Here is a 23,878-nt window from a genome sequence, read left to right as displayed (position 1 = left end):
CAGTCTTCCTGAACGTAGGCTGAAAATAAGGCCGCAAAGTCTAACAGGGCAGGGCGGATTGAATAAGAGCAATTATCGTTTGGTGGTATCCGATTCATTCCCGCTAGAATGACCGCACATTTTTCTCTGGAGGTGGCCAATGCAGGCTCTCGACGCTTTGCTCAACCGTGTTTCCGTGCCGCGACTGCTGGACCCGGCACCGACCCAGGAGCAGCGCGACCTGCTGTTCGCCGCTGCCATGCGCGCGCCCGACCACGGCCAACTGCGCCCTTGGCGCTTCCTGACGGTGGAGGGTGCGGCACGTGAGCGCATGGGCACCCTGCTGGCCGAAGCCGCCCGCCTGCAGGACGCCGACGCGCCCCAGGCCGCGATCGACAAGGCGCAGAACGGCCCGCTGCGGGCGCCGTTGGTGGTGGTGGTGATTGCCCGCCTGCAAGAACATTTCAAAGTGCCAAAATCCGAGCAGCTGCTGGCGGCGGCCTGTGCGGCTCACGGGATTCTGCTGGCGGCGTACGCCCAGGGGATCGGCGCGGTGTGGCGCACCGGTGAGTTGTCGTACTCGGCCCATGTCGCCAAAGGCCTCGGGCTGAAGGCGGATGAGGAAGTGATTGGCTTCCTCTACCTGGGCACCCCACAAAACCCGCCGCGTACGGCCCCGAAAGAAGACCTCGCGCCGTTTGTGGCGGCCTGGACGGGTCAATAAGGCACCGCGACTCTAAATGTGGACGGGCTTGTGTGGGAGCGGGCTTGCTCGCGAATGCGGTGTGTCAGTCAATACATGTACCGACTGATCCACCGTATTCGCGAGCAAGCCCGCTCCCACATTGGGTGCTTACTGGCTTCAAGCCCGGGTCAAACCCGAAACTGATCCATCAGCTTCATCTGCTGGCTGGCCAGGGCATTGAGCTGGCTGCTGATGGCCGCCGATTCGGTGGCCTGGCCGGTCAGGGTTTCGGTCACTGTGCGGATTGCCGAGACATTGCGGTTGACCTCTTCGGCCACCGCACTCTGCTGCTCGGCAGCGCTGGCGATTTGCAGGTTCATGTCGCTGATCACCGTCACTGCATCGCTGATCTTGCCCAGGGCCTGCACCGCCTGATGAATCTGCCCGGCGTTGTTCTGCGCCTGGGTCTGGCTCGAATGCATGGTCGCCACCACTCCACGGGTGCCAGTCTGGATGCGTTCGATCACCAGGCGAATCTCCTCCACTGAATCCTGGGTGCGCTTGGCCAGGTTGCGCACCTCGTCGGCCACCACCGCAAAACCGCGCCCGCTTTCCCCGGCTCGCGCCGCTTCAATCGCAGCGTTCAGGGCCAGCAGGTTGGTCTGTTCGGCGATGCTGCGGATCACTTCCAGTACCGAGCCGATCTGCTCGCTGTTCACCGCCAGGGCTTCGACTTCGGTCACGGCCTTGCTGACTTCTTCGGCCAGGGTGGTGATGTCGCGGGTGCTGCGTTCAATGATCTGCATGCCTTCGCGGGCTGACTGGTCGGCGCCGCGGGCCGCGCTGGCGGCGTTGGAGGCGCTGTTGGCCACGTCGTGGGCGGTGGCGCTCATTTCATTCGAGGCGGTGGCCACCTGGTCGATCTCACGGAACTGCACCTGCATGCCTTCGCTGGTCTGGCGCGCGATTGCCGAGGACTGGTCGGCGGTGCCACGGGCTTCGGTGATGCTTTGCTTGATCTGCGCGATGGTCGGCTGCAGCTTGTCGAGGAAGCGGTTGAACCAGTTCACCAGTTCCCCCAGTTCATCTTTTTTACCGTAGGCCAGGCGCTGGGTGAGGTCGCCGTCGCCGCTGGCGATTTCCTTGAGCATGGCGGCCACGCTGTTGATCGGCCGGGTCACGCCGGTGGCGGTCAGCCAGATCAGCAACAGGCCCAGCAGCCCTGCGGCTGCGCCTACCAGCAACGCCTTGACGGTGCCACTGGCCTGGGCCTTGTCGAGCACCGCCTGGAGTTTGAGCGAGTCTGCCAGCAGCACTTGTTTGGGCAGTTTGATTACCACGCCCCAGGATTTGGCGTCGGCAATCGGTTTGACCGGGTACACGGCGCGAATCGTGCCGTCTTCCTCGCGGATCTTGCGGGTATCGCTGGCCAACAGCTGCACGATTTCCTTGCCTTCGGCGCCAAGGGTGTCGATCAGGTTTTTGCCGACTTTGGCGGGTTCACCGCTGTAGCCGGCGATCAGCCCGGTGCTGGAGATGATCTCCAGGTGCCCGGCGCCGTCGAACAGCTCTTTCTGCACCGCATCGGTCGCCGCTTGCAGGGCGTTGAGGGCGAGGTCCACACCGACCACGCCGATCACTTTGCCGTCGACCAGCAGCGGCAGGGAAATGGTGGTCATCAACACCGGCTTGCCGGCTACGGTGTCTTCATACGGGTCCAGCAGGCAGGTGTTTTTTGTGTCTCGTGGGCAGGTGTACCAGATGTTGTAGGGCGTGCCGCTGAGGTTGAGGGTGGTCTTGGTCAGGTCATCCTCGACCATCACGGTGTTCAGGCCTTCACCGCCAGCGCGGCTCCAGTAGCTGGAAAAGCGGCCTTTTTCGTTGGACACACGGGCGGCATCATTGACGAATTCACTGTCTTTGCCATCGAGGGCGTTGGGCTCGAACGACAGCCAGATGCCGAGCACCTTGGTGTTGCGGTCGAAGGCGGTTTTCAGGCTGTGGTTGAGTTCTTCACGCAGGGCCCCGGCATCCAACGAGCGCTTGCCGGCCAGAGTGCGCAGGTCCTTGATCTGGTCGGCCAGGGCCGTCACCACCAACAGGCTTTCACCGAAGGTTTTTTGCAGTTGCACCGCTTGCTCGGCGGCCTTGGCCTGCAGCAGGTTCTGCACACTGTCGGTGAGCATTCGCGAGCTTGAATCGCTGATCAGTTGATCGTTCTGGCTGGTCTGGTAAAGGTTCATGCCCACAACAAGGGCAATCACCCCCAGCAGGCACAGACCGGACAACAGCACGATTTTCAAGCGAATGGAGAGGGTGTCGAACATAGAAGTACCCGCGAATGGACTTATTAGTATGCAAGCTCACGCGAGTCCATTCGGCGCTATGCCCGGAACATCGGCTTGGGCCGGCAGTTCATGAGCGGGAGCCGATGAGCGGTAGTCAGGGTGTCAGGTGGGTTGCGGGAGACGTTCCGGTCGCGACCAGATCCACAGGTTGCCCATGCTCATTCCGGCGATGGCCAGGTAGATCGGCCAGCCGTGGTCGAGCATCACCAGCATCAGGCCGGCGCACAGCAGCATGCTCACGGTGGCGCTGACTTTGGCCCGGCGGGCGATGATCTTGCCATTGCGCCAATTGAACAGGATCGGCCCGAACAGCCGGTGGTTTTCCAGCCAGGCACTCAGGCGCGGCGAGCTTTTGGTGGCGGCCCAGGCGGCCAGCAGGATGAACTCGGTGGTGGGCAAGCCCGGTACCACAATCGCAATCAAGCCGATGCCCAGGCTGACGTAGGCCAGCAGGCCGAACAGGACGCGGGCGATTTTGGATGAGGATTGGGTTTTGCCGGTCATGGGTGCGGTTTGCATGGATGGATTTACGAAGGATTCAAAGTGAAACCGGATCAAAATGTGGGAGCGGGCTTGCTCGCGAATGCGGTGGTTCAGTCACCAGATATATTGACTGATCCACCGCATTCGCGAGCAAGCCCGCTCCCACATTTGATTGCATTCCAATCAGGGAATCAGGCCAGCTCAGGGGCGCTAGCGTACGCCTGTTCCAGCAACACGGTGAAGCGCACGAACGCATCAATCGCGCCTTTCTCCACTTCGGCTTCTTCTTCAGCGGTGAATTCCAGTGCGTCGAGGGTGCGGGTGAAGCGCTTCCAGCCTTCAGCGCGACCCCCCGCCGGCTCGCCCAGGTGACGGGCACCGAAGGTTTCGCTCAAACCCAGGCCCACGGCACGCTTGATCAGGAACGCGGCGCCCAGCTTGGAGCCTTCGGACACGAACAGCCAGCCCAGGGCTTCGGCCTTGCTCGGGTTTTTCACCGCGCCGGCCACCGGTGCCGGTACTTCGGTGTCCAGGTCGCCCAGGTCCAGCTTGGCCGCTTCGGCACGGCAGCGTTCGGCGAGGTCAGGGACGATCTTGATCAACTCTGCATCGTTGTACAGCGCCACCAGCTCCGACTGGAACAGGTACTGCGCGACCACGAAGCGGGCGAAGTTGGCCTGGGTTTCAAACGGTGCATGGGCCTTCACCAACGCATCGAGCTTGGTGTGCGGTTCGTTGGTGATCTGGTTCAGGCGCTGGGAGCGCAGGGCTGCACGTTCTGCGGTAGGGGAGGCGGTCATCGGGGAGTCCTTGAGAAGAGAAAGCGTCTGGTTGCCAGGCTGTTATGAACTAGACGAACCAGAAGACGCGTCACAGTAAAAAATCCTCACCCCGGCGCAGATTAAATCGCGCCGGGGTGAGGCTCCATGGATCAGATGTCCCAGATCAGATTGATCGCAAAGTTGCGGCCCGGCTGGGTCAGGCGGTCGAGGTTGGCCGGGCCGGTCACACCGGCTTCGCCGACGCTGTCGTAGCTGCGCACGTCATCCCAGTTCCAGTATTTCTTGTCCGTCAGGTTGTACAGGCCGCCGTTGATGGTCACGTCGTTGGTGACCTTGTAGAAGCCGGTCAGGTCGACGATGCCGAAACCCGGGGTCTTGAACGGGCCGTTGGCGCTGTTGCCGTCAGGGGCGAAGAAGGTGGTGCTGTCGACGCGGTCCTGTTTCTTGACCAGGGTCCAGCTGACCAGGGCACCGTAGTTCTGCTGGTCATAGCCCAGGCCGAACACGCCCTTGAGCGGGTTGACGCTGTTCAACGGTTCGCCGTTGTCGTCATTGCGCCCGTAGGTGTAGGCAATCGAGCCTTGGGTATACAGGCCCTGCGGTGCGCCGAATGCGTCGAGGCTCAAGCGGCCCTTGGCCTCCACGCCCTTGATGGTGGCGTGCTTGATGTTGTTGGCTTCGAACTGCTGGACGGTGCCACCGGCAACCGAGGCATCTTCGTCGATGAAATCACGGTACTTGTTGTAGTACACCGCCACATCAAACGAGCCCGAGTCGAAGTTGCCGCGAATCCCGGTTTCTACACCCCGGCTGCTTTCCGGCTTGAGGTCCGGGTTGGGTTCGACGGTGTAGCCCTGCTGCAGGTTTTCAAAGCGGCCATACAAGGCCTTGGCCGACGGGGTGCGATAGCCTTCGGCGTATTGGCCGAACCAGGTGTATTGCTCGGTCAGGGCGTAAGTCACGCCGAATTTTGGCGTTACACGGTGCCAGTTCTTTTCCGAATCGCTATGGTCGTAGATGCGTGTCGGGTCAACGGTATTGAGGAATTCCTGGGTCAGCTTGGGTTTGAGCTGGATGTAGTCGTACCGCACGCTGGGCAGGAAGGTCCACTTGTCCCAGGCAATCTGGTCCTGGGCAAACAGCGCGTAGGAGTTGATGGTAGGGTCGGGGAAGTCGCTGGCTTTTTTCACGCTGTCGGCGGCCGACGGGCTTGGTGCACCGATGGCGGTGCAGCCTGCGCCGACCGCCAGGCAGGTCGCGGCGCCTTCACGGGAACCGGTGACTTTCTGCTGTTTGAGGGTGGTGCCGTAGGTCACGACATGGTCGGTTTCGCCGATGCTGAAAGCCTTGTCCAACTGCGCGTCGAATACCCACTGTTTCTCTTCGTACAGGGTTTCGCGGGTGCGCAATACCTTGCGCGATGGCTGGTAGATTTCTGCGGTGGTCTGGTCGGTCTTGGCGATCTGGTAGTTGAGGCTGGTCTTGATGTGATCGGCAATCGGCGAGTCGAGGGCGAACTTGTTTTCGATGCCGAAGCGTTCTCGGGTGATGGTGTCGTTGCCCGTGCGGCCGCGGTAGAAGTTGAAGCCCTGGCCACCGACAAACGGGCCACCCACTGCGTTTTTCAGGTTGGTGTCGCGATCGTCCTTGAACTTTTCGTAGGTCAGGCCCAGGCGGTTCTCTTCGCCGTAGTTCCAGCCCAGTTTGGCCAGCACGTTGGTGGTGCGCGCATCTTCCGGGTTGGCGCCGGTGCGCGCCAGGCCGGTGGCGTTATTGCCGTCGTAGGATTCCATCTCGTGACCGTTGCGCTGGCTCAGGTGCAGCAAGCCGTCGAAGTCCTGCACGCGACCGGCGACGGTGCCGGAGGTCAGCCAGCTCTCGTCGGCGGAGCTGTAGCCGGTCTTCAGGCGCGCGCCGTAGTCCTGGCCGGGCTTGATGATGTCGTTGGGGTCGAGGGTGAAATAGCTCACCGCGCCGCCGATGGCGCTGCTGCCGTACAAGGCCGAGGCCGGGCCGCGCAGGATTTCCACGCGCTTGACGATTTCCGGGTCGACGTAGTTGCGGCGGGTCTTGGCGTAGGGGCCGTTGAAGAAGTTGTCGGGGACTTCGACGCCGTCCACCTGGGTCAGGATGCGGTCGCCGTCGATCCCGCGAATGTTGTAGCCGGCATTGCCGGAGCGGGTGCCGGCACCGCCCACCGAAACACCTGGCTCATAACGCACCAGTTCACGGATGGTGTTGACGTTCTGGCGGTCCAGTTCTTCGCGGTCGTGCACGGTCACGGTGCTGGGCACGCTGTCCACGGCCTGTTCCTGGCGGGTGGCACTGATGGTCATCTGTTGCAGGGTGATGGCGCCGACGGCGACGCGTTTTTCCAGCACGATGTTGTTGTTGCCCAGTTTGCGATAGCCCAGGTTGGTCCCCACCAACAGCCGGTCCAGGGCTTTATCCGCCGGCAATGAGCCGCGCACGCCAGGGGACGACACACCCTGGCCCAGTTCTGCCGGCAGGCCGACTTGCCAGCCGGTCACCGCGGTGAAGGCGTTCAGCGCCGAGACCAGGGATTGCTGCTCGATGCTGAAGCTGTAATTGCCCTGGCTGCGGCTGGCAGGCTCGGCGGCGGTGGCAGCCATGACGGGCGCACCGGCCAACAGGATTGCGGCCGTCAGCAGCGACAAGCCCTGGCGGCGAACGGGCGAAGAGGACCGGCGGTTGAAACGAGACGACATCGAGAGCGCTCCGGAAGGTACGAATCTTATAGTTGCGCACTGAATCAAATAGGAATCAGTTGCATTGGCTATAACGAGACGTATCGTCGCTGGCTATCGAGTAAAAATAATTCTCATTTAGTTCAGGATCACCAGCGCCGGGTATTCCGAGAGCTTGGCCGAGGTGATGTGGGCCAGGGAGCGCACCACGTCGAGCGGCTGGTCGAGCCGGTAATTGCCGGTGACGGCCACGCTGGCGAGCCTGTCGTTGTTGTTGACGATCCAGCCGGGGTAGTAGCGACGCAATTCGGCCAGTACTTCGCTCATCGGGCAGTTTTCGAAGATCAACCGGCCGTCGACCCAGGCCAGGTCCTTGGTGGTGTCGAGCTTGGCCGGTTGGCCGAAGCCCTTGGGCCCGATGCGGATACTTTCACCGGCGCTCAGGCGCACCCGCGCGTCGTCAAACGTGTTGCTCAGGTCGACATCACCGCGCTGTACCTGAACCTGGGCTTCACCGTTCAAGTAGCGCACCGCGAAAGAGGTGTCCCTCACGCTGGCGCGCACCGGGCCGGCGTCGATTTCCAGGGGCAGGCCACGGCTGGGCAGCACTTCGAAAAACGCCTCGCCCTGATACAGGCGGGCGATGCGCTGGTGGTCCTTGATGCTGCTGGAGAAGGCTGAATTGGTGTTGAGCAACACTTTCGAGCCATCGTCCAGTTGCAGGCGCTGGCGCTCGCCCACCACGGTCAGATGGTCGGCCTGCAGGCGCATAGGCAGGTTGCTGAAGCTGAACAGGCCCAGCAGCAACACGGCGGCAGTGGCCAGGGGCTTCCAGTGCGGTTTGATACGGCGCCAGGCGCTGGGTTTGCGTGGCGCATTCAGGGCGACGGCAGCGCTGTGAACGGGCGCTCCGCTCCAGGCAGTCTGGGCCTTGTTGAAGGCTTCGGCGTTTAACGGGTCGTTGGCGAGCCAGGCTTCAAATTCCGCTTGCTGCCCGGGTTGCGGGCACTGCAAGGCGATCAGCCAGTCGAGGGCTTGGTCCATGGCCGCGTCTTGCAACACCTCATGAGCCAGCTCATGGGGGTGCCGTTTATTCGGTTCCGTCACGGTGTTCCTCGGGTCTTCGCCACGTTTTAATCAATAGTCCTACAGACTGTGCCGACAAAGCTTAAGGGCGATCCAGTCTTTCGGCCACACCTATGCAGATGGCCATGATCAGTTTCAGTTCCTTCTGCACGGTGCTCAGGGACACGTCGAGCTTGTCGGCGATCTCCTGATAGCTGCAACCGTGCAGGCGGCTGAGGATGAATATCTGCTGCTGGCGGGCGGTCAACTGGCCGAGGCTGACACTCAGGTGCTCGAGCAATTGCTCGGCCTGTGTCGCGTCTTCGGGGGTGCTGACGGGGGAGGCGACGCTTTGCAGGACGTCCAGCGGGACATCTTCCTGCAGGGTGCGGGCCTGAATCCTGCGGGCGCGCAGGTGGTCCAGCGCCAGGTTGCGCGCCGTCTGGTAGACAAAGGGTTCGAGGTGGTCGATCGGCCGTTCGCTCAGGGCCCGGGTAACGCGCAGGTAGGTTTCCTGCAACAGGTCCTCGGCGGTGCTGTGGTTATTCACCATCCGCTGCAAGGTGCGCAGCAAAATCACCCGCTGGGTGAGGAAGACTTGGTTGAAACGAGATTGGCTCACAGTGATACCAGACCGATTTGCAGCGAATGATAATGCTTATCATCAACGTAAATGGCAAGTGGCACTTTGGATTACTGTAGGAGCGAGCTTGCTCGCGAAGGGCGTCAACGATATCGCTGGCATCCTGAATAAACGCGGTGGTTTTGCGTTTTTCGCGAGCAAGCTCGCTCCTACAGGCCGAGCATTACTCGGCGTTGCACAGCGCCAGGCAGTTATCCAGCATGCGGTTCGAGAAGCCCCACTCGTTGTCGTACCAGGCCAGCACTTTCAGCAGTTTGCCGCTGACTTTGGTGTGATTGGCGTCGAAGATCGACGACAGCGGGTTATGGTTGAAGTCACTGGAAACCAGCGGCAGGGTGTTGTAGCCGAGGATTTTCGAGTGCTGGCTGGCTTCTTTCAGCAGCGCGTTGACCTGCTCGGCACTGGCTTCTTTTTTCAGTTGCACGGTGAGGTCCACCAGCGACACGTTGATCACCGGTACACGCACGGCCATGCCGGTCAGCTTGCCTGCCAGTTCCGGCAGCACCAGGCCCACGGCTTCGGCAGCGCCGGTCTTGCTCGGGATCATGTTCTGGGTGGCCGAGCGCGCGCGGTACGGGTCGGTGTGGTAGACGTCGGTCAGGTTCTGGTCGTTGGTGTAGGCGTGGATGGTGGTCATCAGGCCGCTTTCGATGCCCAGCTCGCGGTGCAGCACCTGGGCCACGGGCGCCAGGCAGTTGGTGGTGCAGGAAGCGTTGGAGATGATCTGGTGGGATTGACGCAAAATGTCATGGTTTACCCCGTACACCACGGTGGCATCGGCGCCCTTGGCCGGGGCCGAGATGATCACCTTGCGCGCGCCGGCGGTAATATGGGCGGCGGCCTTGTCACGGTCGGTGAACAGACCGGTGCATTCGAACACCACGTCCACCTTGTGCGCAGCCCACGGCAGGTCTGCCGGGTTGCGAATGGCACTCACGGCAATCCGGTCACCGTTCACGGTCAGGCTTTCCTGATCATGAGCGACCTCTGCGTCGAAAGTACCGTGGACGGTGTCGTATTTAAGCAGGTGGGCATTGATCGAGCTGTCGCCGAGATCGTTGATGGCGACGATCTGCAAATCCTGACGGTAGCCTTGGGTATAAAGTGCGCGCAGGACATTACGGCCAATACGGCCAAAACCATTGATAGCGATACGTAGAGTCATTGGAAGGTGCCTGTCGTCGATTTGTTGTAAGAATTACAAGATTATTCGCATAAAAATAGAAAACAAGCCTTTTTAGTGGCAATATTTTGTTCAATCTACAACGAGTGACCTGAATCAACTGGTCCGATTGGTCAAGCAACACCCTGCCAACCTCTTCGCGGCGGGCTTTTGACCAGCATAGACACTCAGGTCGCCACATCCGTTAGCCTGGAGTTCTATACATGCATCCCCGCGTACTTGAGGTCACCGAACGGCTTATCGCCCGCAGCCGTGCAACCCGTGAGGCATACCTTGCGCTCATTCGCGGCGCTGCCAGCGACGGCCCGATGCGCGGCAAGCTGCAATGCGCCAACTTTGCCCACGGCGTGGCCGGGTGTGGCACCGAAGACAAAAACAGCCTGCGCATGATGAACGCCGCCAACGTGGCAATTGTTTCGTCATATAACGACATGCTGTCGGCCCACCAGCCATACGAACATTTCCCCGAGCAAATCAAAAAGGCCCTGCGTGAAGTCGGTTCTGTTGGCCAGTTCGCCGGCGGTACCCCCGCCATGTGCGACGGCGTGACCCAGGGCGAGCCAGGCATGGAGCTCAGCCTGCTGAGCCGCGAAGTGATTGCCATGTCCACGGCGGTAGCGCTGTCCCACAACATGTTCGACGCCGCGCTGATGCTGGGTATCTGCGACAAGATCGTCCCCGGCCTGATGATGGGCGCCCTGCGCTACGGCCACCTGCCGATGATCTTCGTACCGGGCGGGCCGATGCCGTCGGGGATCTCCAACAAACAGAAAGCCGACGTGCGCCAGCGCTACGCCGAAGGCAAGGCCACCCGCGAAGAGCTGCTGGAATCGGAGATGAAGTCCTACCACAGCCCGGGCACCTGCACCTTCTACGGCACCGCCAACACCAACCAGTTGCTGATGGAAGTCATGGGCCTGCACCTGCCGGGCGCCTCGTTCGTCAACCCGTACACGCCGCTGCGTGACGCCCTGACCCGCGAAGCCGCGCACCAGGTCACGCGCCTGACCAAGGCCAACGGCAGCTTCACGCCGATCGGCGAGATCGTCGACGAGAAATCCATCGTCAACTCCATCATCGCCCTCAACGCCACTGGCGGGTCCACCAACCACACCCTGCACATGCCGGCCATCGCCATGTCGGCGGGCATCATCCTGACCTGGGATGACATGGCCGACCTCTCCGAGGTGGTGCCGACCCTGTCCCACGTGTATCCAAACGGCAAGGCCGACATCAACCACTTCCAGGCGGCGGGAGGCATGTCGTTCCTGATCCGCGAACTGCTGGAAGCCGGCCTGCTGCACAACGACGTCAACACCGTGGCCGGTCATGGCCTGAGCCGCTACACCCAGGAACCGTTCCTGGTGGACGGCGAGCTTGTATGGCGTGAAGGCCCGATCGAAAGCCTCGACGAAACCATCCTGCGTCCCGTGGCCCGTGCGTTTTCTCCGGAAGGCGGCCTGCGGGTAATGGAAGGCAACCTCGGCCGGGGTGTGATGAAGGTCTCCGCCGTGGCCCTCGAACATCAAATCGTCGAAGCCCCGGCCGTGGTGTTCCAGGACCAGCAAGACCTGGCCGACGCGTTCAAGGCCGGTGAGTTGGAAAAAGACTTTGTTGCAGTGATGCGTTTCCAGGGCCCGCGCTCCAACGGCATGCCGGAATTGCACAAGATGACCCCGTTCCTCGGCGTGTTGCAGGATCGTGGCTTCAAAGTGGCGTTGGTAACAGACGGGCGCATGTCCGGCGCCTCGGGTAAGATTCCCGCCGCGATTCACGTCAACCCCGAAGCCCAGAGCGGCGGGCCACTGGCACGTGTGCGCGATGGCGATATCATTCGCGTGGATGGCGTCAAAGGCACCTTGGAGCTTAAGGTGGACGCCGAAGAATTTGCCGCGCGCGCGCCTGCCACGGGCCTTCTGGGCAATAACGTGGGGGCCGGTCGCGAGTTGTTTGCGTTTATGCGTTTGGCTGCAAGCTCCGCAGAGCAGGGCGCCAGCGCCTTTACCTCTGCCTTGGAGACACTTAAGTGAAGCTAGCGCTGGTCGGTGATATCGGTGGTACCAACGCCCGTTTTGCGTTGTGGCGGGATCAGGAGCTGCATTCGATCCGCGTCCATGCGACGGCGGATCATGCCAGCCCGGAAGAGGCGATCCAGGTCTATCTGAAGGAAGAAGGCCTGGCCATCGGCTCGATTGGCGCGGTGTGCCTGTCGGTCGCGGGGCCGGTGAGTGGAGATGAATTTAAATTCACCAACAATCACTGGCGCCTGAGCAAGACTGCGTTCTGCAAGACCTTGCAGGTGGACGAGCTGCTGCTGGTGAATGATTTCTCGGCCATGGCCCTGGGCATGACCCGCCTGAAGCCCGACGAATTCCGCGTGGTGTGCGAAGGCACGCCGGAGCCGTTGCGCCCTGCGGTGGTGATCGGCCCGGGCACCGGCCTGGGCGTCGGCACCTTGCTCGACCTCGGCCATGGCCGTTGGGCGGCATTGCCGGGGGAGGGCGGCCATGTCGACCTGCCCGTGAGCAGCCCGCGTGAAGCCCAGCTGTGGCAGTACATCTACAATGAGATCGGCCATGTCAGCGCTGAAACTGCCTTGAGCGGTGGCGGTTTGCCCAGGTTGTACCGGGCGATCTGCGCGGTGGACGGTCACGAGGCGGTTCTGGAAACTCCCGAGGCCATCACTGCCGCTGGCCTGGCGGGCGACCCGATTGCCTTGGAAGTGCTGGACCAGTTCAGTATCTGGCTGGGCCGCGTTGCCGGTAACAACGTGCTGACCACCGGCGGTCGTGGTGGCGTGTACATCGTGGGTGGGGTGATCCCGCGCTTTGCCGATTTCTTTATCAAGAGTGGTTTTGCCAGGAGTTTTGGCGACAAGGGCTGCATGAGCGACTACTTCAAAGGCATTCCGGTGTGGCTGGTGACGGCACCGTATTCAGGGTTGACAGGTGCTGGTGTGGCGCTTGAGCAGGCATTTGCGTAGGCAGTGATGGCCTCTTCGCGAGCAAGCCCGCTCCCACATTCAATCCCATTCCAACTGGATGAATGAGGTCGAATGTGGGAGCGGGCTTGCTCGCGAAGGCGGCCTCAAGGGCAACAAATGACTTAAGCTTGGCCATGACAACAAGGAGGACCCCGTGAGCGTAATCAGTAAATCCATTCTCCTGGTCGACGACGACCAGGAAATCCGCGAGTTGCTGCAAACCTACCTCAGCCGCGCCGGTTTCCAGGTGCGCGGCGTGCCGGATGGCGCGGGGTTCCGCCAGGCGATGAACGAAGCGCCGTGCGACCTGGTGATCCTTGATGTGATGCTGCCGGACGAAGACGGTTTCAGCCTCTGCCGCTGGATCCGCCAGCACCCGCGCCAGGCCCAGGTGCCGATCATCATGCTCACCGCCAGTTCCGACGAAGCCGACCGCGTCATCGGCCTGGAGCTGGGTGCCGACGATTACATCGGCAAACCCTTCAGCCCCCGTGAGTTGCAGGCCCGTATCAAGGCCTTGTTGCGGCGCTGCCAGTTTGGCCAGGAGCGCAGCGGCGGCGAGGTGCTGGTGTTTGGCGAGTGGCGCCTGGACATGGTCAGCCACCGGCTGTTCCACGTCGACGGCGAGGAAGTGATTCTTTCCGGCGCCGATTTTGCCCTGCTCAAACTGTTCCTCGACCACCCCCAGCAAATCCTCGACCGCGACACCATCGGCAACGCCACCCGTGGCCGCGACCTGATGCCCCTGGACCGGATTGTCGACATGGCCGTCAGCCGTCTGCGCCAACGCCTGCGCGACACCGAAAAACCACCCCGGCTGATCCGCACCGTGCGCGGCAGTGGCTATCAATTGGCAGCCAGCGTGGTTGCCGGCAATGCCCACTGAGCGCCTGCGTGAACTGCGCCGGCGCATCCCGGTACCGCGTTCGCTGCTGGGGCGGATGTTACTGCTGACCCTGTTGGCGGTGCTGTTTGCCCAGGCGTTGTCCAGCGTGATCTGGGTCTCGCAATTGCGCGCTACCCAGCTTGAAGGCCTGGTAACCGCCGCCCGCAGCCTGGCGCATTCGATGACCGCCAGCGTCAGTTATTTCCGCTCGTTGCCGGTGGCCTTCCGGCCGTTGGTACTGGACCAGTTGCGCAGCATGGGCGGTACCCGGTTTGTGGTGACGCTCAACGACAAGCCCCTGGACATGGCGGTATTGCCGGAAACCCCGCGCAAGCATGCAGTGCTCGGTGCTGTCGAAGAAGTGTTGCGCCAGACCCTGGGCAGCGACGTGCATGTTTCGGTGGAGTTCGTCAGCGCCGAAGACCTGCGCATCTTCAACGCCGGCTTGAAACTCGATGAATTGCCGCGCTCCTGGGCGCATTACGCGTTGACCCTGGAACCGGTGAATCCGCCGGTGTTGGTCACCCAGATCCAGCTGGCCCAGGGCGAATGGCTCTACATTGCCTCCTTGCTGCCCGAACCCTATACCAGCCTCGAAGAACAAGGCCTGCCATACCAGCAGGTGTGGTTTATCGTGCTCACCAGCGGCTTCCTGCTGCTGTTTATCGGCCTGCTGGTGCACTGGCAAAGCCGTCCACTCAAGCGCCTGGCGAGGGCGGCGCGGGACATGTCCCTGGGCGCCGACGTGGAGCCGGTGGCCGAAGGCGGCGGCAGCGAAGTGGTGGAAGTAGGCCGCGCGTTCAATGCCATGCGCGAACGCATCAGCCGTTACCTGACCGAACGCAGCCAGCTGTTCAGCGCCATTTCCCACGACCTGCGCACACCCATCACACGCCTGCGGTTGCGGGTGGAATTGCTGGAAGACGAGAACCTGCAAACCAAGTTCGGCCGCGACCTGGATGAACTTGAGTTGCTGGTCAAAGGCGCGCTGCAGTGTGTGAAAGACACCGACATTCACGAAAACATCGAACCGGTGGACCTCAACCACGTACTCGACTGCCTGGTGGAGCCGTACCTGGCGCCCAACGGCAATGGGCGCGTGACCCAACATGGTCGGGCACTTACGACGTACCCGGGCAAGCCGCTGGCGCTCAAGCGCTGTATCGGCAACCTGATCGACAACGCCCTGAAGTACGGGCAGAACGCCCATTTGCATATTGAAGACGATGGCGCGGAATTCATCCTTCACGTCGACGACGAAGGCCCGGGCGTGCCGGAACAGCGCCTGGAGCAGGTCTTCGAACCGCACTTCCGCCTGGCCGGGCAGCAACAGGGTTACGGCCTGGGCCTGGGTATCGCCCGCAACATTGCCCACAGCCATGGCGGTGAAGTGAGTTTGCAGAATCTGCGGGAGGGCGGTTTGCGGGTGACCTTGCAACTGCCTCGTGGCCTGGATTGAACGCCACCAATACCGCAGCTGATTGAGTACTTGTGGCGAGGGAGCTTGCTCCCGTTGGACTGCGCAGCAGTCCCCTCTTTTGGGGCCGCTTCGCGCTCCAACGGGAGCAAGCTCCCTCGCCACATTATTAGTATCCGGCGTTATAACCGTGGTTAGACGCTCTGGCGCAACCTGGCCAGATCCCGCAACGGCGGCGCACCAAACAGCCGGCTGTATTCGCGGCTGAACTGCGATGGGCTCTCATAGCCCACCCGATACCCCGCCGCCGAGGCTTCCAGGCCCTCGGCGATCATCAACCGCCGAGCCTCCTGCAAACGCAGTTGCTTCTGGTACTGCAACGGGCTCATGGCGGTCATCGCCTTGAAGCGGTGGTGCAAGGTCGAGACGCTGAGGTTCACTTCCTTGGCCAGGTCATCAATGCGCAGGGGCTGTTCGTAGTTGCCGTTCAACCAGGTGATCGCCTGGCTCACCCGATGGCTCTGACTGTTGGCGACGGCAATTTCATACAGCCGATAACCCTGTGGACCGCGCAACAGGCGATAGAGAATTTCCCGATTGATCAGCGGCGCGAGCATTGCGATGTCTTTCGGTGCGTCGAGCAATCGGGTCAGGCGCAGCACGGCGTCCAGTAGCTGGCTGTCCAGGCGGTCGACATACATCCCTCGGGAGGTCGGGCGCGGGGGCACGCCCATCGGCCCGGCTTCGGCAATCAGTGCGGTGATCTGTGCCGGGTCGATATTCACCCGAATCGACAGGTTGGGGTCTTCCGGCGTGGCATCAAGGATGCGCCCGGCCACCGGCATCGCTACCGAAAACACCAGGTAATTGAGCGGGTCGTAGGCGAAGACTTCATCCGCCAGGCGCACTTCCTTGCTGCCCTGGGCGAGGATGCACAGCGCGGGCTCAACCAGCACCGGCGTGAATTCACGCGGGGAGTTATGGCGGTTGAGATACAGCGACGTGATCGCTGTGCCGTAGGAACCATCCTCCCAGGTATGCCGGCGAACGATGCCGGCGAGTTCTGCGCGCTGCTTTTCCATATCGGCGTCGAGGGGTTTGGAGCGAAGTTCGGGCGACGACATGGGACATCCTCTGGTGCTTTGACGATGGGCACAGCTTAAGGGCGGCTTTGCAAAAAGCGGTATTTCGATTCTGCACAATCCTTGCCTGATCCTGCGAAAAATCGTGAATCAGGCAAGCCGGGGCCTGTCATGCCCCTGAAATACGGCAGTCATGCCGGGAATAAACTTCGCAGGCCGATTGCTATATCTACGTATCTCGCAGGATTGTGCAATAAGCCAGCAGGAATTGACTAACCGCATCCACCCCCGCGCCCGTATCTTTGATCCTGTGGCAACACGCCCTCACAGTGCTTGCCGAGCATCACTTCTCAACGGGAGAGTCGAACATGTCCACCCCCATTCCCGCGAGCCATATGGCCTTTATCCGTGCCCGTACCGGGTACAGCACCGAACTGGGTGCACGCTTGAGCAGTTTGATCGAACCGGGCCGCCAGGCTCAGGGTTGCCTGCAATTCTCGTTGCAGCACTCCCTGGCCGACCCGGATGTGTGGTTGGTGTCGGGCTTCTGGAGCAGCGAGCAGGCGATGAGCGCCTACTTCAGCTCGCCGGCGCTGATGGTCTTCACCGAGTTGTTGAATGACATGGTGGTTCGCAGCATGGACTTCCAGACCTTTACCGACGCCTCGGCGGCCAATGCCTATGGCGAGTACCTGCAACTGGCGGGCTAGTGCTTTAGAATGGCCGCCTTTCCCATTGGCCAGGACCTGCAACATGGCACGTAAAGAGTTTGCCCACCACGAAGCCGTTTCCGCCTTGGTGCGTGAAGAAGAGGGTGGCTATAGCGCCGCCATCGCCGTCAAGGCGCTGGATGGCATGGGCGCACCGCGCTTTCACAAGATCCTCGATGGACAGACGTTCAAGACTGCCTCCGACGCCGACGATGCCGCAGCTCTGCAACTGGAGCGCTTGGTCGATGTAGATGAAGACGGTCAGCTCTCTTGGGCAACTTCCGCCAACTAAAAACACCGCTGATCCAAATCTGGGAGCGGGCTTGTGTGGGAGCGGGCTTGCTCGCGAATGCGGTGGATCAGTTGGCATATGCATTGACTGATACGCCCCCTTCGCGAGCAAGCCCGCTCCCACATTTTTATCTCGTTCCAATCAGCGTTTCGCGGCGCCTGGGCGGTACATTTTGAACAGCGCTTCCGGCCCCAACTGAAAATAATCCGCCGGGCCACCTCCACGCAGGATCGGCTGGGCGGCAGCTGTGTCGTACACCCCGTCTTTCAATAGCCACTTGGCAATATGCACCGCGACCACCTCGCCGAGCACCAACCAGCTTGGCACCAGCTCCTTGTCGGCGCGCTGCAGCTGAATGATCTGCGTCACCTTGCACTCGAACGACACCGGGCTTTCGCCCACGCGAGGCACGGCGATCACCTTTGAAGCCACCGGCGTCAGGCCCGACAATTCAAACTCGTTGACCTCGGGTGATACCGGCGCGCAACTCTGGTTCATCTGCTCGGCCAGCGGGCGGGTGGCCAGGTTCCACACGAACTCACCGGTCTGTTCGATGTTGTTCAGGCTGTCTTTGCGCCCGACACTGGAAAACCCAATGATCGGCGGAATGTAGTTGAACGCGTTAAAGAAACTGTAGGGCGCCAGGTTCAGGCGGCCCTGGCTGTCGTGTGACGAAATCCAGCCAATCGGGCGCGGGCCGACAATCGCATTGAACGGGTCATGGGGCAGGCCGTGGCCGTTGGCGGGTTCGTAGAAATGAATATCGTCGGACATGGCCGGGGTTCCTGCTGCGCGGTTCTGGGGAGGGCACCATAGTGCAATCCGGCGCGGCGGATTTCTATCATCCATATGGAATTTTCATACAGCCCCCACCTATTTTTCACAGCTCCCGGGTCAGTCTGCGCGCCAGGTCGACACCCCCTGTAAGTCGACCGATTGAACGACTGAGCCTTTGGAGCCTTCTGCACAATGAACAAACTTCCTCAGATCACCCTGGCGTTCTGGGTCATGAAAATCTGCGCCACGACCCTGGGCGAAACCGCCGGGGACTTGCTGTCGATGACCTTGAATGTCGGTTACGCCATCAGCTCGATGATCCTGATCAGCGTGTTCCTGGTCACTCTGGTGACGCAACTCTGGTCGAAAACCTACAACCCGGTGCTGTACTGGATCGTGATCCTGTCCACCAGCACCGCCGGCACCACCATGTCGGACTTTATGGACCGCACGCTGGGGCTGGGTTATGCCACGGGCTCGATGATTCTGGTGTCGATCCTGGTGGCGATCTTTGCCCTGTGGCGTATGAGCGGCGACTCGCTGAACGTGAACAAGGTGCAGACCTTTCGCGGTGAGCTGTTCTACTGGATGGCGATTCTGTTCTCCAACACCCTGGGCACGGCGCTGGGTGATTTCCTCGCGGATGATTCCGGGCTGGGGTTCGCTGGTGGCGCGTTGCTGATCGGGGCGAGTATCGCGGTGGTGGTGTTGCTTAAATACTTCACGCGGATTTCGTCGGTGCTGCTGTTCTGGGTGGCGTTTGTGTTGACCCGGCCGTTCGGCGCAACCCTGGGTGACTTCCTGACCAAACCCCATGAAAAGGGCGGGCTGGACTTTGGCACCATCGGCTCGTCGGCCGTGTTGGCGGCGGTGCTGGTGGTGATGATTGCCGGGGCGGCGTATGCCCAGCGTCGGTATGGACGCCAGGCGGCTGCCGAGCTGTCTTGAGGGCAATGAAAAAGGGCCGTGTCATTGACTGACATGGCCCTTTTTTTACGCCTGCCGAACCCTTAGTCCGTAGTAATCCGCGAATGCTTGCGGGTGTCCTTCATGGTCACATACACCAACAGCGACACCGCAATACACGCGGTGACGTACCAGTAGTAACCGGTTTCCATACCAATGCTCTTGAACCACAGCGCGATGTATTCAGCGGTGCCGCCGAAGATCGACACGGTCAGTGCATAGGGCAAGCCAACGCCCAGGGCGCGGATTTCGGTGGGGAACAATTCGGCCTTCACCACGGCGTTGATCGAGGTGTAGCCGCTGACGATGATCAGCGCCGCCATGATCAGGAAGAACGCGCCCCACCAGGTCTGGATGGTGTGCAGGGTGGTGAGGATCGGCACGGTGAACAGGGTGCCGAGGACGCCGAAGGCGATCAGGATCGGCCGGCGGCCAACCTTGTCCGACAGCCCGCCGATGATGGGTTGCAGGCACATGAACAGGAACAGCGTGGCCGCCGAAATGGTGGTGGAGTCGGAGATGCTCATGCCGACGGTGTTCACCAGGTATTTCTGCATGTAGGTGGTGTAGGTGTAGAACGCCAGGGTGCCGCCCATGGTCAGGCCGACTACGGTCATCAGTTCTTTGGGGTGGCGCATCAAGGTGCGCATTGCGCTTTCCTTGGCCTTTTCTTTCTTGGTGAACGACTCGGTTTCTTCCATGCCACGACGCAGGTACAGCGCCACTACCGCGCACAGCGCGCCGATGGCGAACGGGATACGCCAGCCCCAGTCGTACAGTTGTTCGGTGGTCAGCAATTGTTGCAGCACGATCAATACCGCCAGGGCGATGAGCTGGCCGGAGATCAGGGTCACGTACTGGAAGCTGGAGTAGAAGCCCCGACGTTCCTTGGTCGCCATTTCGCTGAGGTAGGTGGCGGAGGTGCCGTATTCACCGCCGACCGACAGGCCCTGCAGCAAACGGGCGAATACCAGCAGGATCGGCGCACCGATACCAATGGCTTCATAGCCCGGGCTCAGGGCAATCAGCAAAGAGCCGAAGCACATCAGGTACACCGAGGCCATCAAGGCCTTTTTACGCCCGACTTTGTCGGCGTACAGGCCCATCAGCCAGCCACCGATCGGGCGCATCAGGAAGCCCACGGCGAAGATCGCGGCGGTGTTCAGGAGTTGGGCGGTGGTGTCGCCTTTCGGGAAAAAGGTCTTGGCGAAATACAGGGAGAAAGCCGCGTAGACGTACCAGTCGTACCACTCGACCATGTTGCCGACCGATCCGCTGAAGATCGACCTGATACGGCTGGAGGTGGTGCGTTCTTTTGCCGGCGCAGCCGCCGACCCCAGAGGCAGGGAGTTGGAGTTATCCATTTAAGGATCCTTCATCTAATTGTTTTTGTGGAGCGCGCGGTAGCGCAGCCTGGCTGGGCTATAGCAGGAGCTGTGCCAAGCCGATGAAGGCCCGGTCTAGAAGGGTTTGCGGAAATTTTTGAGCGGAAAATTGCTGATGAATCAAGGGGGATGAGCGGAAAACCGCCGACGAAGATCGCTCCCACGCTCTGCGTGGGAGCGCATCCTATGACGCTCCGCGTCACGATTTTAAGGGCGGACGCGGAGCGTCCAGAGCTGCATCCCCACGCGGAGCGTGGGAACGATCGGGTTAGAGGAACGTATCCCGCGCCAGGCCATGGCGCTGCATTTTCTCATTGAAGGTGCGCCGTGGCAGTTGCAGCTCGGCCAGCACCGCCTTGATATCGCCTTTGTGCCGGGTCAGCGCGGCTTTCAGGCAATGGGCTTCAAATGCTTCCTGCTGAGCCGCCAACGATTGCCCGGCTTCGATGCCTTCCGGCTCCGGTTCACCCAGCCCCAGCACCTGGCGTTCGGCGGCATTGGCCAGCTCCCGCACATTCCCCGGCCAGTCATGGCTGAGCAGGCGCCCCAGCGCGGGTCCGCTCAGCGGCGCGAAGTTGCGGCCCAGGCGCTCGGCGGCGCTTTGTGCAAAGTGCTCGAACAGCAGGGGAATGTCTTCCCGGCGTTCCCGCAGCGGTGGCAGGCGCAGTTGTGCGACGGTCAGGCGATAGGCCAAGTCCTCGCGAAAACGCCCGGCGCGAGCTTCGTCCAGCAGGTCGGGTTTGGTGGCGGCGATGATCCGCAAGTCCACCTTGATGCTTTGATTGGAACCGAGCCGTTCGAGTTTTTGCTCCTGCAACACCCGCAGCAATTTCACCTGCTGGGCCAGCGGCATGCTTTCGATCTCATCGAGAAACAGCGTGCCGCCATTGGCGTATTCCAGCTTGCCGATGCGCTTGCCCTGGGCGCCGGTGAACGCGCCACTTTCATGGCCGAACAGCTCGGCTTCAAACAGCTGCTCGGGAATCGCCGCGCAGTTCAGCGCCACAAACGGCTTCTTCGCCCGGGGGCCGAAATCATGCAGGCAACGGGCGACCAGTTCCTTGCCGCTGCCGGTTTCGCCGCGAATCAACACATTGACCGGCAAGCCGGCCAGGTCCAGGACTTGCCGGCGCAGGTTCTGCAAACCCCGGGACACCCCCAGCAGGCTCGATTCCAGTTGGGCACGGTGATCGGCCTGCTGATGCAAGCGGCGGTTTTCCAGCACCAGCCCGCGCTTGTCCAGCGCCCGGCGCAGGCTGCTGAGCAGGGCTTCGGGGCTGAAGGGTTTTTCGAGGAAGTCGTAGGCGCCGTCGCGCATGGCTTCGACGGCCATCGGCACATCGCCGTGGCCGGTGAGCAGAATCACCGGCAGGTCGGCGTCACGCCGCTGCACTTCGGCCAGCAACTCCAGGCCGCTGAGGCCGGGCATGCGCACGTCGCTCAGGATCACCCCGGGAAAGTCCCTGGGCAATTGCGCCAGGCATTCTTCGGCGCGGCCGAACAACTGCACCTCAAAGCCGGACAGGCTCAGCCATTGCTCGACGGCCGTGCGAATGCTGGCTTCGTCGTCGACCACAATCACCGCATTCAACATAGGTCTGGCGTCTCCAGTGCGATGGGCAAGGTCAGGGTAAAGATCGCCCCGTCACCTTGATTGCCGGCGCTCAGGCGCCCGCCAAGTTCGTGGACGATAGCGTACGACACGGCGAGTCCCAAGCCGAGCCCGTCGCCTACCGGCTTGGTGGTGAAGAACGGGTCGAACACGCTGTTGAGGTTTTCCTCGGCGATCCCGCCGCCGCTGTCGCTGACGGTCAGGTGCCATAGCTGCTGATCGGCGTGCAGACGGATCTCCAGGCGCTTGCGTGGCTTGTCGGCCATGGCGTCGAGGGCGTTGCGCAGCAGGTTGATCAGCACCTGTTCGAGGCGGATCGCGTCGCCGCGTACCCAGGCGGGGCGGGTCAGGTCCAGTACGGTGCCGATGGCTTCGTCCCGCAGGCGCGCATCGAGCAAGTGCAGGGATTGGTCCACCACCGTCGCCAGGTCGAGGCGTTCGCGCAGGCCGCTGGGGCTCTTGCGGGCGAAGGTCTTGAGGTGGCCGGTGAGCGCGGCCATGCGTGTGAGCATGTCGTCCAGCGGGGTCAGGGCCTGGTAGGCGTCGTCCACCCGGCCATGGTCCAGCAGCAACCGCAGAGTCGCCAACTGCATGCGCTGGGCGGTCAATGGCTGGTTGATTTCGTGAGCGAGGGCGGCAGACATCTGCCCCAGCGCTGCCAGTTTGGCGGATTGCACCAGGCCATCCTGGGCGGTGCGCAGGGCGCGGGTGCGTTCTTCCACCAGTTGTTCAAGTTCTTCGCGGCTGCGCTGGCGCAGGCGGGCGAGGCGCCAGCGCTGGGTCAGGAACAGCACCAGGAACACCAGCGCCAGCCATGAACCGGCGGCGGCGAGGCCGGCGTTGCGTTGGTCTTCAAAGGCAAACTGTGGCTTGCGCAACAGGTGCAAGGTCCAGCCTTCGGCCTTCAGCGGCAGGGACTCCCAAATGTAATTGGCCTTGCCATCGGGGCCGTCGACGCGCATCAGGTGGCTGTTTTCGTCAAAGCGCTGCAACGCTTCGGTGTCCAGCGGCAGCAATTGTTTCTTGTCGTATTGGCGGGTGGCCTTGAGTTCGGCGTGGTCGCTGTCCGACAACGGACGCAGCGCGCGGTAGCGCCAGCCCGGCTGATTGGCGATAAACACAATGCCCCGGGCATCGCTGACCAGCAGCAAGTCATTGCCCTGGGCCCACTCGCGCTCCAGTTCCGGGAACTCCAGCTTGACCACCATGGCACCGAGGAACTGCTCGTTCTCGCCGACCACCGCGCTGGAGAGGAAATACCCCGGAATCCCGGTGGTCACGCCCACTGCATAAAAACGCCCGGTGCCCTGGCTCAAGGTTTGGCTGAAGTAGGGACGAAACGCGTAGTTGTGCCCCACATAACTGCTGGGCAGGTTCCAGTTGCTGGCGGCCACGGCGAGGCCGTTGCGGTCCATCAGTTCCAGGGTCGAGGACTGGGCGGCGCCGTTGATGCGCTCCAGCTTGCGGTTGAGCAAATCCTGGGTGGCGGTGTCCAGCGGGCCCTTCAGGGCGCTGATCATTTCCGAGTCCAGGGCCAGCACGGCGGGCAGGGCGCGGTAGCGTTCGATCAGGGTGTGCAGGGAGTTGCCATAAAGCATGAGCTGCTGATTGGCGCGGGCGGCGTCATCCACCAGGGCCAGGCGTTCGGCGTGGCGGGTGGCCAGGGCGGCAGCCAGCATCGCACCGGCGATGATCAGCAGGGAGTAGAAGGTCAAACGCAAAGGCCGGGGAATCGCGATCATTCGAGGATGAACAGTGCAATTAGGGGCGAGCACCATAGCATGAGGCGCATGGCTGTTGTGGCGAGGGAGCTTGCTCCCACTGGGGCGCGTAGCGGCCCCAAAAAAATGGGAGCGCTGCGCACTGGAGCGGGAGCAAGCTCCCTCGCCACA

20 protein-coding genes are annotated in these 23,878 nt (G+C 61.8%); 8 read left to right on the top strand and 12 right to left on the bottom strand.

All coding sequences use genetic code 11. The features are described from left to right. The first annotated feature begins 139 nt into the window (after positions 1-139). Complete coding sequence (locus V6607_RS26480; protein WP_003214103.1) at positions 140-703, top strand: NAD(P)H nitroreductase; 564 nt, start codon at positions 140-142, stop codon at positions 701-703. 149 nt (positions 704-852) lie between these two features. On the opposite strand, the gene V6607_RS26475 is transcribed toward V6607_RS26480, so the two are convergent. The 7 genes from V6607_RS26475 to gap all read right to left on the bottom strand — a co-directional run bounded on the left by V6607_RS26475 (position 853) and on the right by gap (position 9,858). Continuing rightward, the gene (locus V6607_RS26475) at positions 853-2,991 is read right to left on the bottom strand and encodes a methyl-accepting chemotaxis protein (RefSeq protein ID WP_134327245.1); all 2,139 of its coding nucleotides are present in this window, start codon (positions 2,989-2,991) and stop codon (positions 853-855) included. Positions 2,992-3,114: 123 nt separating this feature from the next. Continuing rightward, positions 3,115-3,516, bottom strand: a complete 402-nt coding sequence (locus tag V6607_RS26470; protein WP_008435511.1) for a YbaN family protein — start codon at positions 3,514-3,516, stop codon at positions 3,115-3,117. Between the two features lie 170 nt (positions 3,517-3,686). Next, complete coding sequence (locus V6607_RS26465; RefSeq protein ID WP_003214109.1) at positions 3,687-4,295, bottom strand: biliverdin-producing heme oxygenase; 609 nt, start codon at positions 4,293-4,295, stop codon at positions 3,687-3,689. A 131-nt stretch (positions 4,296-4,426) separates the two neighbouring features. Continuing rightward, a complete protein-coding gene (locus tag V6607_RS26460) occupies positions 4,427-7,006 on the bottom strand; it encodes a TonB-dependent receptor (protein ID WP_134327244.1) in 2,580 nt (859 codons plus the stop codon). Between the two features lie 117 nt (positions 7,007-7,123). After that, positions 7,124-8,092 (bottom strand): FecR domain-containing protein, encoded by a 969-nt coding sequence (locus tag V6607_RS26455; RefSeq protein ID WP_134327243.1) that lies wholly within the window; start codon positions 8,090-8,092, stop codon positions 7,124-7,126. A gap of 61 nt (positions 8,093-8,153) precedes the next feature. Beyond that, a complete protein-coding gene (locus V6607_RS26450; RefSeq protein WP_134327242.1) occupies positions 8,154-8,672 on the bottom strand; it encodes a sigma-70 family RNA polymerase sigma factor in 519 nt (172 codons plus the stop codon). A 184-nt stretch (positions 8,673-8,856) separates the two neighbouring features. Further along, positions 8,857-9,858: a type I glyceraldehyde-3-phosphate dehydrogenase gene (gap, locus tag V6607_RS26445; RefSeq protein WP_003214117.1), complete on the bottom strand. Its 1,002-nt coding sequence runs from the start codon at positions 9,856-9,858 to the stop codon at positions 8,857-8,859. Between the two features lie 221 nt (positions 9,859-10,079). Between gap and edd the strand changes: the two genes are divergently transcribed. The 4 genes from edd to V6607_RS26425 all read left to right on the top strand — a co-directional run bounded on the left by edd (position 10,080) and on the right by V6607_RS26425 (position 15,204). Beyond that, complete coding sequence (gene edd / locus V6607_RS26440; protein ID WP_003214119.1) at positions 10,080-11,906, top strand: phosphogluconate dehydratase; 1,827 nt, start codon at positions 10,080-10,082, stop codon at positions 11,904-11,906. Continuing rightward, the gene (locus V6607_RS26435) at positions 11,903-12,859 is read left to right on the top strand and encodes a glucokinase (protein WP_134327241.1); all 957 of its coding nucleotides are present in this window, start codon (positions 11,903-11,905) and stop codon (positions 12,857-12,859) included. Before edd ends, V6607_RS26435 begins: the two co-directional genes overlap by 4 nt. A 154-nt stretch (positions 12,860-13,013) precedes the next feature. Next, positions 13,014-13,745, top strand: a complete 732-nt coding sequence (locus V6607_RS26430) for a response regulator transcription factor (protein ID WP_003214124.1) — start codon at positions 13,014-13,016, stop codon at positions 13,743-13,745. Then, positions 13,735-15,204, top strand: coding sequence for an ATP-binding protein (locus tag V6607_RS26425; RefSeq protein ID WP_087694634.1), 1,470 nt, complete (start codon positions 13,735-13,737; stop codon positions 15,202-15,204). Before V6607_RS26430 ends, V6607_RS26425 begins: the two co-directional genes overlap by 11 nt. A 152-nt stretch (positions 15,205-15,356) precedes the next feature. On the opposite strand, the gene V6607_RS26420 is transcribed toward V6607_RS26425, so the two are convergent. After that, positions 15,357-16,286: an AraC family transcriptional regulator gene (locus V6607_RS26420; RefSeq protein ID WP_003214128.1), complete on the bottom strand. Its 930-nt coding sequence runs from the start codon at positions 16,284-16,286 to the stop codon at positions 15,357-15,359. 326 nt (positions 16,287-16,612) lie between these two features. On the opposite strand from V6607_RS26420, the gene V6607_RS26415 reads away from it, so the two are divergent. Both V6607_RS26415 and V6607_RS26410 read left to right on the top strand, forming a co-directional pair. Continuing rightward, positions 16,613-16,954, top strand: a complete 342-nt coding sequence (locus V6607_RS26415; RefSeq protein WP_003214130.1) for an antibiotic biosynthesis monooxygenase family protein — start codon at positions 16,613-16,615, stop codon at positions 16,952-16,954. 43 nt (positions 16,955-16,997) lie between these two features. Then, positions 16,998-17,246, top strand: coding sequence for a hypothetical protein (locus tag V6607_RS26410; protein ID WP_003214132.1), 249 nt, complete (start codon positions 16,998-17,000; stop codon positions 17,244-17,246). Between the two features lie 141 nt (positions 17,247-17,387). Here V6607_RS26410 and V6607_RS26405 read toward each other — a convergent pair whose 3' ends face one another. Next, positions 17,388-18,020: a flavin reductase family protein gene (locus tag V6607_RS26405; RefSeq protein WP_102605692.1), complete on the bottom strand. Its 633-nt coding sequence runs from the start codon at positions 18,018-18,020 to the stop codon at positions 17,388-17,390. A gap of 195 nt (positions 18,021-18,215) precedes the next feature. Here V6607_RS26405 and V6607_RS26400 point away from each other — a divergent pair, with 195 nt between their 5' ends. Continuing rightward, positions 18,216-18,971: a hypothetical protein gene (locus tag V6607_RS26400; RefSeq protein WP_134327240.1), complete on the top strand. Its 756-nt coding sequence runs from the start codon at positions 18,216-18,218 to the stop codon at positions 18,969-18,971. Between the two features lie 62 nt (positions 18,972-19,033). Here the strand turns inward: V6607_RS26400 and V6607_RS26395 are convergent, their stop codons facing one another. From V6607_RS26395 to V6607_RS26385, 3 genes are all read right to left on the bottom strand, one after another. Further along, positions 19,034-20,353: an MFS transporter gene (locus V6607_RS26395; RefSeq protein ID WP_010169987.1), complete on the bottom strand. Its 1,320-nt coding sequence runs from the start codon at positions 20,351-20,353 to the stop codon at positions 19,034-19,036. A 289-nt stretch (positions 20,354-20,642) separates the two neighbouring features. Then, positions 20,643-21,968: a sigma-54 dependent transcriptional regulator gene (locus V6607_RS26390; protein WP_008435499.1), complete on the bottom strand. Its 1,326-nt coding sequence runs from the start codon at positions 21,966-21,968 to the stop codon at positions 20,643-20,645. After that, positions 21,962-23,728 (bottom strand): ATP-binding protein, encoded by a 1,767-nt coding sequence (locus V6607_RS26385; protein WP_003214141.1) that lies wholly within the window; start codon positions 23,726-23,728, stop codon positions 21,962-21,964. Before V6607_RS26385 ends, V6607_RS26390 begins: the two co-directional genes overlap by 7 nt. Between the last annotated feature and the right edge of the window lie 150 nt (positions 23,729-23,878).

Origin of the sequence: Pseudomonas sp. KK18, from assembly GCF_037094675.1 — a bacterium.
Taxonomy (GTDB): Bacteria; Pseudomonadota; Gammaproteobacteria; order Pseudomonadales; family Pseudomonadaceae; genus Aquipseudomonas.
The sequence above is the reverse complement of the archived record's forward strand: the minus strand, read 5'-3'. Positions and strand labels throughout refer to the sequence as shown.